This is a genomic window from Vibrio sp. D417a, assembly GCF_030248595.1.
Classification (GTDB): Bacteria; Pseudomonadota; Gammaproteobacteria; order Enterobacterales; family Vibrionaceae; genus Vibrio; species Vibrio alginolyticus.
Genome location: NZ_JAHGAM010000015.1, coordinates 373,520 through 390,019, shown reverse-complemented (window position 1 = coordinate 390,019; position 16,500 = coordinate 373,520). Strand labels below are relative to the sequence as shown.

Here is a 16,500-nt window from a genome sequence, read left to right as displayed (position 1 = left end):
ATGATTTCATCGATGACCACCATCATTCGTCGTGAGCTCCTAATCGCATTTCGCCGTCAGGCAGACATTCTGAACCCGCTGTGGTTCTTTATTATTGTCATTACTCTCTTTCCTCTGAGTATTGGACCAGAACCTAATTTGTTAGCACGTATTGCAGCGGGCATCGTTTGGGTTGCCGCATTGCTGTCCGCCTTATTATCATTAGAGCGTCTATTTCGTGATGATTTTCAAGACGGTGCACTAGAACAAATGATGCTAATGCCGATTCCATTGCAACTTGTAGTGGTTTCAAAGGTCATAGCACATTGGTTGTTAACAGGGTTACCTCTGATTTTAATTAGCCCATTATTGGCGGTTTTACTTTCGCTCGACTTCAATACTTGGCTATCGGTTGTACTAACCTTGATGATCGGTACACCAACACTAAGTTTTATTGGCGCCATTGGTGTGGCGTTGACTGTTGGGTTGCAAAAGGGTGGCGTTCTTTTGAGTTTGCTTATTCTTCCGCTCTACATCCCAATTTTGATTTTCGCAACATCGGCAATTGATGCTGCCGCACTCGGTATGGCGTATAACGGTCAACTAGCGATTTTAGGTGCGATGCTAATGGGGGCGATGACATTAACGCCTTTTGCCATCAGTGCCGCATTACGAGTTAGTGTTAACTAACTCAATAAAGTGCCAATGAAGCGGCGCTTGATCAAAGAATTATTATTAAAGCACTGCTACGGTCTCAACCCTTTAGACAGTGTCCCTGAAGTAAGAGTGAGAACAAAACATGTGGAAATGGCTACATCCTTATGCCAAGCCAGAAGCAGCTTATCGTTTGAGTGGTAAGTTTCTGCCTTGGTTTTCTGTATTGGCCCTCGTATGCTTATCGGTTGGTACGGTTTGGGGGCTTGCATTTGCGCCTTCAGATTACCAACAAGGTGACAGTTTCCGAATCATCTACATTCATGTCCCATCAGCTATTTGGTCTATGGGCGTTTATATGTCGATGGCGATCGCTGCATTTATTGGCCTAGTATGGCAAGTTCGCCTATCTGATATGGCGGCACTTGCGATGGCTCCGATTGGTGCAGTATTTACTTTTATTGCTCTACTTACAGGTGCTGTTTGGGGCAAGCCTATGTGGGGCACTTGGTGGGTATGGGATGCCCGTCTTACATCTGAATTGATTCTGCTATTTCTCTACCTTGGTGTGATTGCGCTCTACCATGCGTTTGACGATCAAAAAACCGCTGCAAAAGCCGCTGGTATCTTAGCGATCGTAGGCGTAGTAAACCTACCTATCATTCACTTTTCCGTGGAATGGTGGAACACGCTTCATCAAGGTGCGACGATCACGAAATTTGAGCAACCTTCTATTTCATCCGACATGCTTTGGCCGTTATTGCTGAACATCTTTGGCTTTGCGTTCTTCTTTGGTGCCGTGACGATGGTCCGTTTTCGTAACGAAATCATCAGTAAAGAAAGTCACCGCCCCTGGGTGCGCAAACTCGCAACAGAACAAACTCAGTGAGGTAACTGATAATGCATTTTGAATCTCTGAGCGACTTTTTTGCCATGGGTGGCTACGCATCATACGTATGGAGTGCGTTTGGTATTACTTTCTTATCCATGCTGATTCTTCTGATCACTAGCCTTCGCCGCGGTGATGCATTATTGAAAGAAGTGAAAGCAAAAATTGACCGTCAAGCTCGTATCGACGCAGCTAAGAACATGGAGAACACCTTATGAACCCGAGACGTAAAAAGAGGCTAGGTATTGTACTAGCGATCTTTATCGGTATTAGTGCCACCATTGGTTTGATACTTTATGCGCTTAACCAAAATATGGACCTTTTCTATACTCCAACGGAATTGGTTAATGGTAAGCCAGATGGCACCAAGCCAGAAGTAGGCCAGCGTCTGCGTATCGGTGGAATGGTGGTTGTGGGCTCAGTTCGTCGAGATCCTAATTCTTTGAAAGTGAGTTTTGACCTGCACGATGTCGGTCCGAAAGTGACGATTACCTATGACGGTATTCTTCCTGACTTGTTCCGTGAAGGGCAGGGTATTGTTGCTCAAGGTGTACTGAAAGATGCCACGACAGTTGAGGCATTTGAGGTCCTAGCGAAGCACGATGAAGAATACATGCCACCAGAAATTGCAGAAGCGATGAAGAAAACGCATGAACCGCTTCAATACAGCACCGAACAGAAACAAGGAAGCGGCCAATGATTGCTGAAATCGGTCACTTTGCTCTCATTCTTTCGCTTGCAATGGCAGTGCTGTTGAGCGTATTGCCATTGTGGGGAGCATCGAATAATAACACCATGCTCATGAACACAGCGCGACCGCTATCTTGGTCTATGTTCCTGATGCTGTTGTTCTCTTTCGCCATTTTATGTTGGGGATTTTATACCAACGACTTCACGTTACAGTATGTAGCGAGCAACTCGAATAGTCAGCTTCCTTGGTACTACCGTTTAACCGCAGTATGGGGTGCACACGAAGGTTCACTGTTGCTATGGGTGTTAATCCAAGCTGCTTGGACTGTCGCTGTAGCGACGTTTAGTCGTGGTATGCCGCAAGAGTCGGTTGCACGTGTACTTGCTGTTATGGGCATGATCTCAGTGGGTTTCCTACTGTTTATCATCCTAACGTCGAACCCATTCCTACGTACGTTACCGTTCTTCCCGGTTGACGGACGTGACTTGAACCCTCTGCTTCAAGACCCTGGTTTGATTGTTCACCCGCCAATGCTTTACATGGGCTATGTTGGTTTCTCGGTTGCATTCTCTTTTGCGATCGCATCCCTAATGACCGGACGCCTTGATACGGCTTGGGCTCGTTGGTCTCGTCCTTGGACAACCGCTGCATGGGTATTTTTAACACTTGGTATCGCACTAGGTTCTTGGTGGGCTTACTACGAACTTGGCTGGGGTGGCTGGTGGTTCTGGGACCCAGTAGAAAACGCATCATTCATGCCTTGGTTAGCGGGTACCGCATTAATGCACTCTCTTGCCGTGACAGAAAAACGCGGCACATTTAAAGCGTGGACGGTACTATTGGCAATCTCTGCATTTTCGTTGAGTTTGTTGGGCACCTTCTTAGTCCGTTCCGGTATTTTAGTATCGGTGCACGCGTTCGCGTCTGACCCGTCGCGCGGTATGTTTATTCTAGGCTTCCTCGTTTTCGTTATCGGCGGCTCTTTATTGCTGTTTGCCGTAAAAGGGGCAGCAGTGCGTGTACGAGGTAACTTCGACTTAGTCTCACGTGAAAATGCGCTCTTAGCCAACAACGTATTACTTATCGCCGCTCTTGTTGTGGTGTTAGTGGGGACACTGTTGCCGCTCGTACACAAGCAGCTTGGTTTGGGGTCGGTCTCTATCGGTGCGCCATTCTTTGATATGCTATTTGCGTGGTTAATGATGCCATTTGCTTTTCTGCTTGGTATTGGTCCTCTTATTCGCTGGAAGCGAGACAATTTATCTAAACTTGTGAAACCAATGCTCGTTTCAGGTGTGCTTGCTTTCGCCTTGGCCGCGCTATGCGTGTACCTGTTTGCCGATTTCTTCTCAACCATGGCTTACATTGGTTGGGTGATGGCGATTTGGATTGTTGCGATGCATGGCTTTGAACTGTACGAGCGCGCAACGCACCGTCATAGCTTTAGTGAAGGTGTTCGCAAGCTGCAACGTAGCCACTGGGCAATGATGTTGGGTCATGTTGGTCTGGCGGTATCTGTTATCGGTATTGCGATGGTACAGAACTACAGCATCGAGCGTGATGTACGTTTAGCACCTGGCGAACACTTCCAAATTCAAGGCTATGATTTCTACTTCTCAGGCTTGCGTGATAAAGATGGTCCAAACTACGATGGCTACATCGCAGACTTTGAGATCACACACGATGGCAAATACGTGAATACGCTTCACGCAGAGAAGCGCTTCTACCGTACGGCTAAGTCTATGATGACTGAAGCAGCCATTGACCGTGGTATTAGCCGCGACTTATACATTGCAATGGGTGAACGTTTAGACGACAACCGATCTTGGGCTGTTCGTATTTACTATAAACCGTTCGTTCGATGGATTTGGGCTGGCTCTTTGATTATGGCATTAGGCGGCGCACTAGCGATTTCTGATAAACGCTACCGCTTCCGTAAATCGCCGAAGAAAAACGCGAAGTCAAAAGAGCAGGAGGCATAACATGAATAAGAAAATCTTATTTATTCCGCTTGTCGCTTTCATGATTCTAGCGGGCATTTTCGCAACCCAATTAATGCGTAACCAAGAGGGCGATGATCCAACTAAATTGGAGTCGGTTTTGGTTGGCAAGCCAGTTCCTGAATTTCATTTAGAAGACCTGGCTGAGCCTGGAAAACAGTACGACCAATCAATTTTTAAAGGTGAACCGTTGCTCTTGAACGTTTGGGCAACGTGGTGCCCAACGTGTTATGCAGAGCATAAATACCTAAACGAATTGGCGGGTAAGGGCGTTAAGATCATCGGTATGAATTACAAAGATGATCGTAATAAAGCAATAGGTTGGCTGAATGATCTCGGCAACCCGTACTTGATCAGCCTATTTGATGGCAGTGGTATGCTTGGCCTTGACCTTGGCGTTTATGGTGCTCCAGAAACATTCATTATTGATGCAAATGGTGTGATTCGCTATCGCCATGTAGGGGATGTAAACCCACGTAATTGGTCAGAAACACTGGAGCCGCTTTACAACAAATTGGTTGAGGAGGCGAAGCAATGAGAAAGCTAATTCTTGCCGTTTTTGCTGCGATGACATTATCTCTTGCTGCTCATGCGGCCATTGAAGTGTACGAGTTTGATAATTTGGAACAAGAACAGCAGTTCAAAGAGTTAAGCCATACGCTCCGTTGCCCTAAATGTCAGAACAACACGATCTCGGATTCTAACGCTGAACTTGCTCAGGACTTACGCCATAAGGTGTACGAAATGACCAAAGAAGGTAAGTCCAAAGATGAGATTGTTGATTACATGATCGCCCGTTACGGTAACTTCGTGACTTACAACCCACCATTTACGGTCGCGACTGCGATTTTGTGGCTAGGGCCACTCGCTGTAGTACTGGGTGGTTTTGGTTTGATTGTGCTGCGTAGCCGTAAATCTAAAGTTAAGGCAAAAGCGAGCAGTGACGAGCAATGGGATGAGCAAAAAGAAGCTCGTTTAAAAGCATTGCTTGAAGAAGAGAACAACGGAGATAAGAAGTAATGACACTATTTTGGATTTCCACCGTTGTTCTCACGCTTATTGCTTGTGCGCTGGTGGCTTTGCCGCTGCTTAAACAAAAAGCGAACAATGATGATGTGTTACGCGATGAGCTTAACAAGGCATTTTATAAAGATCGACTATCTGAGCTTGCAGAAGAAACTGACGAAGGTCTAGTTGAAAGTGAAGACGAACTGATTTCTGATCTAAAGCAATCACTGCTTGACGATATCCCTGGTGATAAAGCGCAAAAAGAAACTAAGGTTTCTCCAATCGCGGTTTTAGTTCCATCGGTAATTCTGACGGTGGTGCTGAGCTATGGTTTGTATTATAAATTTGGCGCGTCAGACGATATTGTTCAATGGCAAGAAGTGTCTGCAAATCTACCTGAGTTATCGAAAAAGCTGATGTCGGCTTCTTCTGAGCCGCTGAGTGACGATGAAATGGCGGATTTGACCCTTGCCCTTCGAACTCGCTTACATTACCAGCCGGAAGACTCGACAGGTTGGTTACTGCTAGGTCGTATTGCGTTAGCAAATCGTGATGTCACCACAGCTATCGATGCGATGGAAAAATCGTACCGCCTAGAGCCCAAAGACCCAGATGTGATGTTGGGTTATGCACAAGCTCTGATGCTGTCTCAAGAGGAAATGGATCAAGCGACGGCTCGCTCATTACTCGGCAAGCTGATGCAGCAAGACTATGTCGATCTGCGTGTGTTTTCTTTGTTAGCGTTCGATGCGTTTGAGCGTCAAGACTTCCCGGCAGCCATCAAGTACTGGGGAATCATGCAGCAAATGATTGGTCCAGAAGATAGTCGCTACGAGATGTTGTCACGCAGTATTGAGAGTGCTCGTAAGCAAATGGGCGAAGCGGTTTCACCGGATAAGAGTGTAGCTGTGACAATTAATGTGGCACCAAATGCTCAGTTGGATCCAAACGCAGTTCTGATTGTGTCAGTACATCGTTCAGATGGCTCCCCAATGCCTGTGGCTGCTGCTCGTTATCCGCTAGGTACTTTCCCTCGCACAGTCGTATTAGATGATGGCAATGCCATGATGCAAGGGCAAAAGTTATCTACACTCGATAAGCTCATCGTCCGTGTGCGTGTAGATTCTGACGGTAACGTAGCAACGCGTGATCAAGATTGGCACGGAGAAAGTGACGTCGTTGAATTTGGCGCACCAGTAGAAGTGACCATTGATCAGCAGTATTAATTGTTAACATCTGTCTCTGAAACATGACAACGAGGTAGAGTCAGTTGCCTTTAGTGGTATGACTCTAAACGATCGAGTAGAATACCGAAGGCCAGCGATTGCTGGCCTTTATTTATTCCCATATCTGAGTCATCTTTACTATGTATCCTGCTCAACATACGTACAATGGTTAATCGGGGTGACTTAGGTACATTAATAGTCGTTATGGAAAATAAAATGTATAACAAGGGTAAATCTACCTTCTTGTTGCTGTTAGCCGTTGGACTGGTTGGCTGTTCAAGTGCGCCTGATGAAGCAGTAACAGGACAAGAAACAAATCAAACGACTTCTGATGTGTATGACCCGTTGGAAGGCTTTAACCGAACCATGTGGGAACTCAACTACGAATATTTAGATCCGTATTTGGTTCGTCCTGTATCACTTGCGTATGTAGAATACACGCCAGTTCCTATTCGTTCTGGTATCGCTAACTTCTTATCGAACTTAGATGAGCCAGCAAGCATGGTTAATAACTTAATCATGGGTAATGGTACGAAAGCTGTGGACCACTTTAACCGTTTTTGGATTAACTCGACGTTCGGTATTTTCGGTTTATTCGATATTGCAAGTGCCGCGGGTATTACGAAGTACGACGAGAAAGCGTTCAGTGATGCAGTAGGCCACTATGGTGTTGGAAATGGTCCTTACTTCATGGTTCCAGGTTATGGTCCGTATACCTTACGTGAAGTGACAGATACCGTAGATAGTACGTATTTACCCCTCTCTTATCTCAACTTCTGGGCGAGTTTGGGTAAGTGGGCGTTTGAAGGAATGGAGAAGCGTGCTTTATTAGTACCGCAAGAAGCGCAGCTAGACTCGTCGCCGGATCCATATATTCTAACTCGCGATGTTTATATACAGCGTCAAAACTTTAAAGCAGAAGTTGAAACGGTAGAAGAAGTTAACATCGAAGAAGAAGAGTATTTAGATGAATATCTAGAAGACTTTTAAGCGTTGTTCTTCATAATCGAGAAATGAAAAAAGGCTTAGCTGATACTAAGCCTTTTTTGTATTTTGCAGCTTGGTTAGAAACGGTAGTTTGCTTGAACACCGATTAGCCAAACATTACCCGTAGTTTCGCCTACGAATTGGCCGCCGACTTGTTCTGCAGTGTCGTCTGACTTGTAACCACGAGACTCAACGATTGGTGCGTCTTTCGCAAAAATATAGGTGAAGCCAGCGTCTAGGCTGAAGTCTTTCGTCCAATCGTACGTTGCGCCAATACTTAGCCAAGTGCGGTCAGTTTCTGGAATAGTAATCGTGCGGTTTTTGTCGCTTACCGCTGAAGTATCGTATGCAATACCAGTGCGTAGCGCTAGCTTAGGATCAAGCTGGTAAGTAGCACCAACAGCAAAGCGATAGTTGTCTTCCCAGTTTTCTACTTTAACCATATGCGTGCCAGCAGTATTTAGACGTGCTTCCAATTTCTCGAAAGAGCTCCAATCCGTCCAGTTAACGCTTGCGTGTAACGCAAGTTGGTCTGTTACTTGGTGGAAGCTTGCCAATTCAGCCGTTGCAGGCAGGTTTAGATACATGTAGCCGTTGTCGCGTTCAGAAGTATCGAAGCCAAAACCAAGACCTTCAGCATGGCCTTCAAGCTTTAGTTCAACTTCAGATTTGTACGCGAAGCCGATACGGTTATTTTCATTGATCTGCCATGCTGTACCAACTTGCCAGCCCCAAGCGGTATCGTCACCTTCCATGTATTTTAGAGCAGTACCTTGAGGAACACTGATTGGTTGATTAGTTTCAGGATTTAACCCTACAACGTTATTCTTAGGAGCTGCTGCGCCAAAGCTGCCTTCGCCGATGATGTAACGGATACCACCACCAACGCTGATTGATTCATTGACTTTGTAAGCTGCGTTCAAGTTCGCTTCCATTGTCGTTACGCTTGCTTCGTTACCGAAGTGCGAGGCACCAAAGCCTTTACCTAAATCGGTTTCCATGCCGTAGTTGGTGCCAAATGCCAAACCAATCGCGAATTTCTCATTATATTGGTGTGATAGGTAGAAGTTTGGAATGATTGCATCATGTGCGAAGTCATCTGAAGATGCAGAAGAAGTGCTACCGTGGAAGTTTACATCACCTTCAATATCAATATTTGGGTTCACATAGATTGCACCAACGGACACTTGAGTGCCTTCCAAATAAGTTAGCATTGCTGGGTTACGCCATTGTGCACTTGCGTTGTCAGCCATTGCAGCTTCACCAGCATATGCTCGACCTAGGCCTGTTGCAGAATATTCAGCAAGTTGGAAACCTGCTGCGTTAGCCATGCCCGTTGCGCCAAGTAGGCTTAATGCCACTGCTGTTGATAGAAGAGTCTTGTTGGTTTTCATTCGAATGTTCGCTGATTTGTTTATAACGTGGGACAAAAGTTTAAAGGTAGAGTTTTTACTTTAGAAATGAAAATCCAGCGTAAGTGGTTATTTGGAATATTATGCTTTTAAATGTTATTTGTGCGGTTTAATAATCTAACTGTGAAAGGCTTGTAAACGGAATTCAGCGAACAGCTGTGCGTCCTAATTGTGAGATTTAGATACACGTGTTCACTCAAATTGAGTGGGCAATAAATCGCAGATATGAAAAAAGGCTGGAAATCCAGCCTTTTATATAAAGTATTTTTCTACTAACTAACAGCGAAGCGTTTAGAAGCTACGGCTGTATTGTAAGCCGAATAGAATTGCATCAGCATGAGTTGTTGCTGTTACACCGGTAGAAAGAACAGGAGATAATTGAGTATTCTCATTAACTTTTACATCTTCACCTAACAAGTACGTGAAGCCAAAATCGATGTTTGAGCTATTATCAATATGGTAAGAGAAACCTGTGGAGAACCACTGGCGATCAGAGTCTGGTACCGAGATAGACGTTACTTTATCTTGAGCGCTTGTGTCGTACATGTAACCAGCACGAAGTGTCCAGTTGTTGTTTAGGTAGTAAGTACCACCAATTGCGTAGTGCCAGCCATCTTGCCATTGATAGTCTTTCGAGTAACCACCTCTAAGTAAACCCTGATTTAGGTTCTCAAAATCAATTTGGTCGAAATCTTTCCAACCGATGTATTGGATGCTGTAGTGTACAGCAAACTTAGTGTCTTGGATTTTGTGGAAACCAGAAAACTCGGCCATATCTGGTAGAGGTAGCGTGATTTCCTGACCTTTGTCGTCTTTCGCCGTAAATTCAGGGCTGTAACGATACGCTAGACCAAAACGGTTGTTTTCATCTAGTTCGTACACAGTACCAACGTTAAAACCAACAGCCCAACCATCAGCTTTATCTACGTCCAGAATTTTTTGACCGCCAACCCCTGGGACTGAAGAGCTAGTTGTACGCTTCATTGTGCCTTGGCCGTAGATTAAATCTAAACCAGCACCAAAGCTCCATTGTTCGTTTAAACGGTAAGAACCCGCCAATCCAAAGTTGAAGCTTTTTACATCCGTAAGACCACCGTACTCGGTTGCGGTGTAGTTATCTGAAAATTCAGTTTTAGTGCCGAAATTAGAGTATGCGTTTACGCCCCATGCAAACTTGTCATTTACTGGAACGATTAGGTGAATGTTTGGAGCTATTGACGTATCACCCACATCATCAGTATCAGCAACACTTACAGTACTGGAGCCCAAAGGAGTATTAACGTTATATTTCGCATCTTTCACTTCAATCATTGAAGTAATGCTTTCGAAGCCTAACGAAAGTTCCATTTTATCAAATAGAGCCATTGCTGCTGGGTTACGAGCCATTACCGCGGCGTTATCTGCGATTACTGCATCACCAGCAAATGCACGGCCGATGCCAGTTGCTGATTGAGCGTTGATTTGGAAACCCGCTGCCATCGATTGACCTGAGGCAAAAGCTACCGTTACTGCTAGGAGAGTCTTTTTAAACAGACGCGTGTTCTGAGTCATTTGTTTTTCCTTATTAGATTCGTCTCTTTGGACGATAAATTGAGCTTTTGCTCAGTGGCGCAGATAGTAGTATCAATAATTGCTTGGACAAATCCGACCATTGGATAAAATTGAATAAAAATTGCAGAAATGATGTCTAAAAGACGGGAAATTGCACTTAAAATGCATAATTTAGAGTTTAAGCTCTAAATGCGATAGGGGTGGTGAATGTTTTGTGTTCTATTTATACAAAAATGCCGCTAAATAAGATCATTTAGCGGCATTTAACCTTTTGAAGGCTGGAAATCGTCGAAGTTGTTACATTGGCTTAATCATTGATGCAAGAGTCGTAGCGAGCGCATCAATATTTTCACCTTCTTCCCCGACTAAAATCAGGCTTGAACTCCCGACGGGCTGAACGATTCCGGTCATGCCATCCTTATTAAAGTCGGTACTTTGTTCGCTTGGAATACCAGTAATAAATAACGTTACTTTACCTTTTGGACCTTGGAACACCATATGCACCGCATTGGATTCACCAAAACCGCAGTGGTTTAGGTAGTAAACGTGATATGGAAAGTTTTCACTAAACTGGTAATGAAATGGCGACATTTTCGCATTAATTTGCGAGCTCGGTACATCCTCATCAAGATGACGAACAAACGGTTCTTCATGAATAACGTGTTTCATCGCGGTATCCGCTAAACTGGCTTGTGCTGGAGACACCAAAACATTTCCCCAGTTTACTTGACCAACTAATAACCCTGCGGTGAACGCAATAGAAGCAGCAAGTGCCATTGCTTTGCGGACAAAGTTTGGTCTGACGACCTTCTCTTCATCAAGTGCACTCGACGTCTGGCTAAATAAAATCTTATCTGCGAGATCTTCGGGTACATCCACATTCATGGCTTGTTTAATTTTTACATCGAGATCCAAAACGTCATCAACAAACTTATTGTTGGCGTCGCTACCAGCTAAAGCTTGCAGAATCTCTTCATCCTTTTGTTTTGGATCCGACAAAATACGACGACGAAATTCTAAATCATCCATTCTTTTGTCCTCTCTTGGTATCTTGAGAATCCAACATCTCTTTAAGTTGATTACGAGCGCGAAATAGTCGAGTCATCACTGTGTTTTTATTTAAATCAAGAATGTCACCAATTTCTTCTCCACTGAAACCACCAACAACTTGGAGAAATAAAGGCTCACGGTATTCAACATCGAGCTTCATGATCTGTGCCTGCAGCCATTCTTGCTGATGATGTGGTTCATCGCTGACTTTAGCATCATTGCCGTAATCATCGATATCAACTAAATCAAATTGTTTACGTTCGAAGCGGCGCGCATTTTCTCGTCTCAATATTGTGATGAGCCAAGACTTGGCAGCTTTTTCGTCCTGGAGGCTATCGAGTGACTTCCAAGCTCTAAGACAGGTTTCCTGAACTAGATCTTCCGCGACCGCTTTATCTTTGCACAACCAATATGCGTAGCGGTACAAGTCACGATGATACCCTCGGACGAGCGCTTCGTATTTTCTTTGCTTGTCCATATCAGAGTTGACCGGACTGTTGGAATTTTTCTTTCCAAACATTTTTAATATGGCCACAGGAGCCTCCATCCTCGCTCTGTGAGTTTCTTATTTGTTCTGAGCATGACTTTACTTGCTTCATCGCTTAGCGGTTTTGGTTGCAGGATTTGTCATGCAACCCCTTTGACACAATAAGCCATGTGGTTACCTAAAAGTGTATACGCAAATGTCAGATATCATCGAACACGAATTGATATATATTGTTAACAATATCATCATTAGTAATCAATGGCTTGGATAAGTTCACTCGATGGAGCATTAAAAGGGACTTCTGATGGTGGATTCTTGAATTATTTTGAATCAATAATCGCTCTAGGTGAGCTTAAAACTCGTAAAATCACTATAAAATTGATCTATTTCAAAATATCAAGCAGTGAAGGGGTTATAGTACACCTTGTCATCTCGTTAGTCATTGCGACTAACATGTTGAGCAAGATGACACTTCCTTTTGAAGGCTGACTTTACTTTCTCCTAATCAGGAAACTGATTACTTTTCAATTGGCGTAAGTTAATTGTTTTATAGATATTCCGACCACACAGTTATGTGTGGTTTTTTTTTGCTTCGATTTTACTTTCCGTATACCTCTTACCGTTTTAACTCTCTATAGTTAACCATTAGTAATCGCATAAGAATCAAAGAAGTAGAGTAATTGAACTACTTGCTTCACGTTTATTTAAACGCACGTTTGATAAATTTAACAAATTCATTACAATGCATCAGGTCAGACCTCTTGTATTTAAGGAGAAACAATGGGCAAGCAGGAAGTAAAAACACGCAATGGTGAGCGTGTCGCTATTGTCGCGGGGCTTCGAACTCCCTTTGCTCGTCAAAGCACGGAATTTAGCCAAGTGCCAGCGGTCGATTTAGGGAAAATGGTAGTAAGCGAAATGTTTGCTCGAACAGATATTGATCCGAAGCTAATCGAACAAGTGGTATTTGGACAAGTAGTACAAATGCCTGAAGCGCCAAACATCGCACGAGAAATCGTGTTAGGCACTGGTATGAACATCCATACTGATGCATACAGTGTGACTCGAGCGTGTGCGACGAGTTTTCAAGCGGCGGTTAATGTCGCAGAAAGCATCATGGCGGGAACCATCGATATTGGTATTGCTGGCGGTGCAGACTCTTCTTCCGTCCTGCCTATTGGCGTATCAAAGAAACTGGCCGCTAATCTGCTTGCTCTTAGTAAGACAAAAACAATGGGTCAGAAGCTTAGTATCCTCAAAAACTTGAGCTTTAAAGACCTGATGCCAGTGCCACCAGCAGTAGCAGAGTACTCTACGGGTTTATCCATGGGACAAACTGCAGAGCAAATGGCTAAAACACATGGTATTTCTCGCGCAGAACAGGATGCGCTTGCACATCGTTCTCATACGCTGGCTTCTCAGGCTTGGAAAGAAGGAAAAATCCAAGATGAAGTGATGACGGCTTTCCCTGAACCATACAAAAAATGGATTTCGGAAGACAACAATATCCGTCATGACTCAACGGTTGAGGGATACGCGAAATTGCGACCTGCGTTTGATCGTCAGTATGGCAGTGTTACGGCAGCGAACAGTACGCCATTGACTGATGGTGGTGCGGCAGTGATGTTGATGCGAGAAGGTAAAGCGAAAGAGCTCGGAATGGAGATCCTTGGTTACATCCGAGGTTATGCATTCTCTGCTATCGGCGTGGAAAAGGACATGCTGATGGGGCCGACTTATGCCACAGCGAAAGTGCTTGAAAATACAGGCTTGGAACTGTCAGACCTGACGTTGATCGACATGCACGAGGCCTTTGCTGCTCAAGCATTGGCGAATGTGAAGATGTTTGCTTCCGATAAGTTTGCTCAAGAAAACCTTGGTCGCTCAAAAGCGATTGGTGAAATTGACATGGATAAGTTCAACGTGCTTGGCGGATCAATTGCTTATGGTCACCCATTTGCTGCGACTGGTGCGCGTATGATGACGCAAACCCTACGAGAGCTAAAACGCCGTGGCGGTGGTATTGCATTGAATACTGCATGTGCTGCTGGTGGTCTTGGTGCGGCAATGATTCTGGAGGTTGAGTAATGAGCGAGCAAAAAGCATTTAGTCTAAAGGTTGATGAGCAAAATATTGCTTGGTTAGCCATCGATGTTCCTAATGAAAAAATGAATACGCTGCAGGCGGCTTTTGCTGACGAAATGAAAGAAATTTTTGCTCAGCTAAAAGACTCCAGTGGTATTAAAGGGATGATCATCCACTCCCTAAAACCGGACAATTTTGTTGCGGGTGCTGATGTTCGAATGCTAGAAGCATGCACCACAGCAAGTGAAGCGGAAGCCTTAGCAAGGCAAGGTCAGGAGTTGTTCCAGCAGCTATCGGACTTACCTTATCCTGTCGTTGCGGCTATTCATGGCCCATGTTTGGGCGGTGGTTTAGAACTGGCTCTTGCATGTGATTATCGTGTTTGTACGGATTCTGACAAAACGCGTTTAGGTCTGCCAGAAGTACAACTTGGTTTATTGCCAGGTTCTGGTGGTACTCAGCGTCTGCCACGTTTGATTGGCCTGTTACCGTCGTTGGACTTGATCCTGACGGGTAAACAACTTCGTGCGAAGAAAGCTAAAAAATTGGGCGTTGTGGACGCCTGTGTGCCTGACACCATTTTGCTCGACGTAGCAAAACAGTTTATCGACAAAGGTAAAAACAAGGGCACGAAAAAGCTATCGACGAAAGAAAAGGTGATGTCTGGTAGCGGGCTAGGGCGCAAGTTTGTATTTGAGCAAGCTGCGAAGAAAACGAATCAAAAAACTCGCGGTAACTATCCAGCAACGGTTGCAATTCTAGAAGTTATTCAACATGGCTTAGAGAAAGGCTTCGCTAAAGGTCAAGAACTTGAAGCGAAGCGCTTCGGTGAGCTTGTGATGAGCTCAGAGTCAAAAGCGCTCCGTTCGATCTTCTTTGCCACAACAGAAATGAAGAAAGAAAATGGCACGGATGCGAAACCAGCACCAGTTCATAAAGTTGGTGTGCTTGGTGGTGGTCTGATGGGCGCCGGAATCAGCCATGTGTCTGTTGCAAAAGCAAAAGTACCTGTTCGCATCAAAGACGTTAGCAACGATGGCGTTTTAAACGCGCTCAACTACAACTACAAGTTATTTGAGAAACAGCGCAAACGTCGCATTCTATCCAAGGCCGATCTGCAAGCGAAAATGCTGCAACTGTCTGGTGGTGTCGATTTTACCAGTTTTAATCATATTGATGTCGTAATTGAAGCCGTTTTTGAAGACTTAGATCTTAAGCAAAAAATGGTGGCGGACATTGAAGCGAACGCTAAGACAGAAACTATCTTTGCGACCAATACTTCTTCGTTGCCTATCCACAAAATTGCAGAAAAAGCAGAGCGTCCAGAAAACGTAGTTGGTTTGCATTACTTCAGCCCAGTAGAAAAAATGCCTTTGGTGGAAGTGATTCCGCATGAAACGACGTCAGATGAAACCGTTTCAACAGTTGTTGCACTTGCTAAGAAGCAAGGTAAAACCCCGATCGTAGTGAAAGACAAAGCGGGCTTTTACGTGAACCGCATTCTTGCTCCATACATGAACGAAGCGGCGCATATTTTGTTGGCTAACGAACCGATCGAAAAGATTGATACGGCGTTGCTTGATTTTGGTTTCCCTGTCGGCCCGATTACCTTGTTGGATGAAGTTGGTGTCGACATTGGCGCGAAAATTATGCCGATCCTGGTTAATGAGTTAGGTGACCGATTCAAAGGGCCGGATGTGTTTGATATCTTGTTAAATGATGGACGTAAAGGACGCAAGAGTGGTAAGGGGTTTTACACTTACAAGGGCAAGAAGAAAGATGTCGACAAATCGGTTTACAAACTGCTTAAGCTCGACCCTGAATCTAAGCTAAGCGATAACGATATTGCGTTGCGCTGTGTGCTGCCAATGCTGAATGAAGCGGTACGTTGTTTGGATGATGGTATCATTCGCTCGCCACGTGACGGCGATATTGGCGCGATATTTGGTATTGGTTTCCCACCGTTCTTGGGTGGTCCGTTCCGTTACATGGACCAATTTGGCATTAAAGAGCTCGTAGAGAAAATGAATGAGTTTGCATCGAAGTATGGCGATCGTTACGCGCCATGTGATGGCTTGCTTACTCGAGCTGGTGAAGGGACAACGTTCTATTAAACGTTGCTTCGGTAGAGAAAAAGGCTTGCCAGTGGCAAGCCTTTTTCATAAAGAAGAAATGGTTACTTCTTCTTGTCTTTCTTATCTTTATTGTGGCCTTTACCAGGGTTGTCGTCCCCATGAACGCTGCTATTACCTTTTTTGTCTTTATCATTCCACTGTTTTGAAGAGCAATCATCTGATTTGATGGATACATTGTCTCCGCTAAGGCGCACACAGTCGTCACTTAGTTCGAAACCATCGCCTTTGACTGAGATTTCAGCGTGAGCAGATGCCAATGGCAGTATAAGAGCCACAAGTAAAAGTGCTTTTTTCATGATTACCTCATTAAGTTATTTTTAGTGCGGTAATTAGAGCATAAGCCGCA

General features: G+C 44.5%; 16 protein-coding genes. 11 read left to right on the top strand and 5 right to left on the bottom strand.

Going from position 1 to position 16,500, the window contains the following annotated elements; genetic code table 11:
* The 9 genes from ccmB (at position 1) to KI742_RS15465 (ending at position 7,437) form a co-directional block, all read left to right on the top strand.
* Positions 1-669 carry a heme exporter protein CcmB gene (gene ccmB / locus KI742_RS15505; protein WP_005380512.1) on the top strand — a complete coding sequence of 223 codons (669 nt, stop codon included), beginning with the start codon at positions 1-3 and terminating at the stop codon, positions 667-669.
* A 109-nt stretch (positions 670-778) separates the two neighbouring features.
* Positions 779-1,522, top strand: coding sequence for a heme ABC transporter permease (locus KI742_RS15500; RefSeq protein WP_005380513.1), 744 nt, complete (start codon positions 779-781; stop codon positions 1,520-1,522).
* A gap of 11 nt (positions 1,523-1,533) precedes the next feature.
* Positions 1,534-1,740 (top strand): heme exporter protein CcmD, encoded by a 207-nt coding sequence (gene ccmD, locus KI742_RS15495; RefSeq protein ID WP_005380515.1) that lies wholly within the window; start codon positions 1,534-1,536, stop codon positions 1,738-1,740.
* A complete protein-coding gene (gene ccmE / locus KI742_RS15490; protein WP_005380516.1) occupies positions 1,737-2,222 on the top strand; it encodes a cytochrome c maturation protein CcmE in 486 nt (161 codons plus the stop codon). The genes ccmD and ccmE overlap by 4 nt, the downstream gene beginning before the upstream one ends.
* A complete protein-coding gene (locus tag KI742_RS15485) occupies positions 2,219-4,195 on the top strand; it encodes a heme lyase CcmF/NrfE family subunit (RefSeq protein WP_213868033.1) in 1,977 nt (658 codons plus the stop codon). The genes ccmE and KI742_RS15485 overlap by 4 nt, the downstream gene beginning before the upstream one ends.
* Before the next feature lies 1 nt (position 4,196).
* Positions 4,197-4,751, top strand: coding sequence for a DsbE family thiol:disulfide interchange protein (locus KI742_RS15480; RefSeq protein ID WP_005380518.1), 555 nt, complete (start codon positions 4,197-4,199; stop codon positions 4,749-4,751).
* Positions 4,748-5,233: a cytochrome c-type biogenesis protein gene (locus KI742_RS15475; protein WP_005380519.1), complete on the top strand. Its 486-nt coding sequence runs from the start codon at positions 4,748-4,750 to the stop codon at positions 5,231-5,233. Before KI742_RS15480 ends, KI742_RS15475 begins: the two co-directional genes overlap by 4 nt.
* On the top strand, positions 5,233-6,447 hold the full coding sequence (gene ccmI, locus KI742_RS15470) for a c-type cytochrome biogenesis protein CcmI (RefSeq protein WP_054575506.1): 1,215 nt from the start codon (positions 5,233-5,235) through the stop codon (positions 6,445-6,447). Before KI742_RS15475 ends, ccmI begins: the two co-directional genes overlap by 1 nt.
* A 216-nt stretch (positions 6,448-6,663) precedes the next feature.
* Entirely contained in the window at positions 6,664-7,437 is a 774-nt protein-coding gene (locus KI742_RS15465) for a VacJ family lipoprotein (protein ID WP_005380523.1), read from the top strand.
* A gap of 74 nt (positions 7,438-7,511) precedes the next feature.
* Here the strand turns inward: KI742_RS15465 and KI742_RS15460 are convergent, their stop codons facing one another.
* The 4 genes from KI742_RS15460 to KI742_RS15445 form a co-directional block, all read right to left on the bottom strand.
* The gene (locus KI742_RS15460; RefSeq protein ID WP_213868034.1) at positions 7,512-8,828 is read right to left on the bottom strand and encodes an outer membrane protein transport protein; all 1,317 of its coding nucleotides are present in this window, start codon (positions 8,826-8,828) and stop codon (positions 7,512-7,514) included.
* A 309-nt stretch (positions 8,829-9,137) separates the two neighbouring features.
* A complete protein-coding gene (locus tag KI742_RS15455) occupies positions 9,138-10,397 on the bottom strand; it encodes an outer membrane protein transport protein (RefSeq protein WP_213868035.1) in 1,260 nt (419 codons plus the stop codon).
* 297 nt (positions 10,398-10,694) lie between these two features.
* Positions 10,695-11,426: a DUF3379 domain-containing protein gene (locus KI742_RS15450; RefSeq protein WP_025767180.1), complete on the bottom strand. Its 732-nt coding sequence runs from the start codon at positions 11,424-11,426 to the stop codon at positions 10,695-10,697.
* Entirely contained in the window at positions 11,419-11,994 is a 576-nt protein-coding gene (locus KI742_RS15445; protein WP_033907378.1) for a sigma-70 family RNA polymerase sigma factor, read from the bottom strand. Before KI742_RS15445 ends, KI742_RS15450 begins: the two co-directional genes overlap by 8 nt.
* Before the next feature lie 720 nt (positions 11,995-12,714).
* Here KI742_RS15445 and fadI point away from each other — a divergent pair.
* Together fadI and fadJ are read left to right on the top strand one after the other, a co-directional pair.
* A complete protein-coding gene (gene fadI, locus KI742_RS15440; protein WP_213868036.1) occupies positions 12,715-14,022 on the top strand; it encodes an acetyl-CoA C-acyltransferase FadI in 1,308 nt (435 codons plus the stop codon).
* On the top strand, positions 14,022-16,133 hold the full coding sequence (gene fadJ / locus KI742_RS15435) for a fatty acid oxidation complex subunit alpha FadJ (RefSeq protein WP_005384446.1): 2,112 nt from the start codon (positions 14,022-14,024) through the stop codon (positions 16,131-16,133). The genes fadI and fadJ overlap by 1 nt, the downstream gene beginning before the upstream one ends.
* 62 nt (positions 16,134-16,195) lie before the next feature.
* Here fadJ and KI742_RS15430 read toward each other — a convergent pair whose 3' ends face one another.
* Positions 16,196-16,450, bottom strand: a complete 255-nt coding sequence (locus KI742_RS15430) for a hypothetical protein (protein ID WP_005384444.1) — start codon at positions 16,448-16,450, stop codon at positions 16,196-16,198.
* Positions 16,451-16,500: the final 50 nt, after the last annotated feature.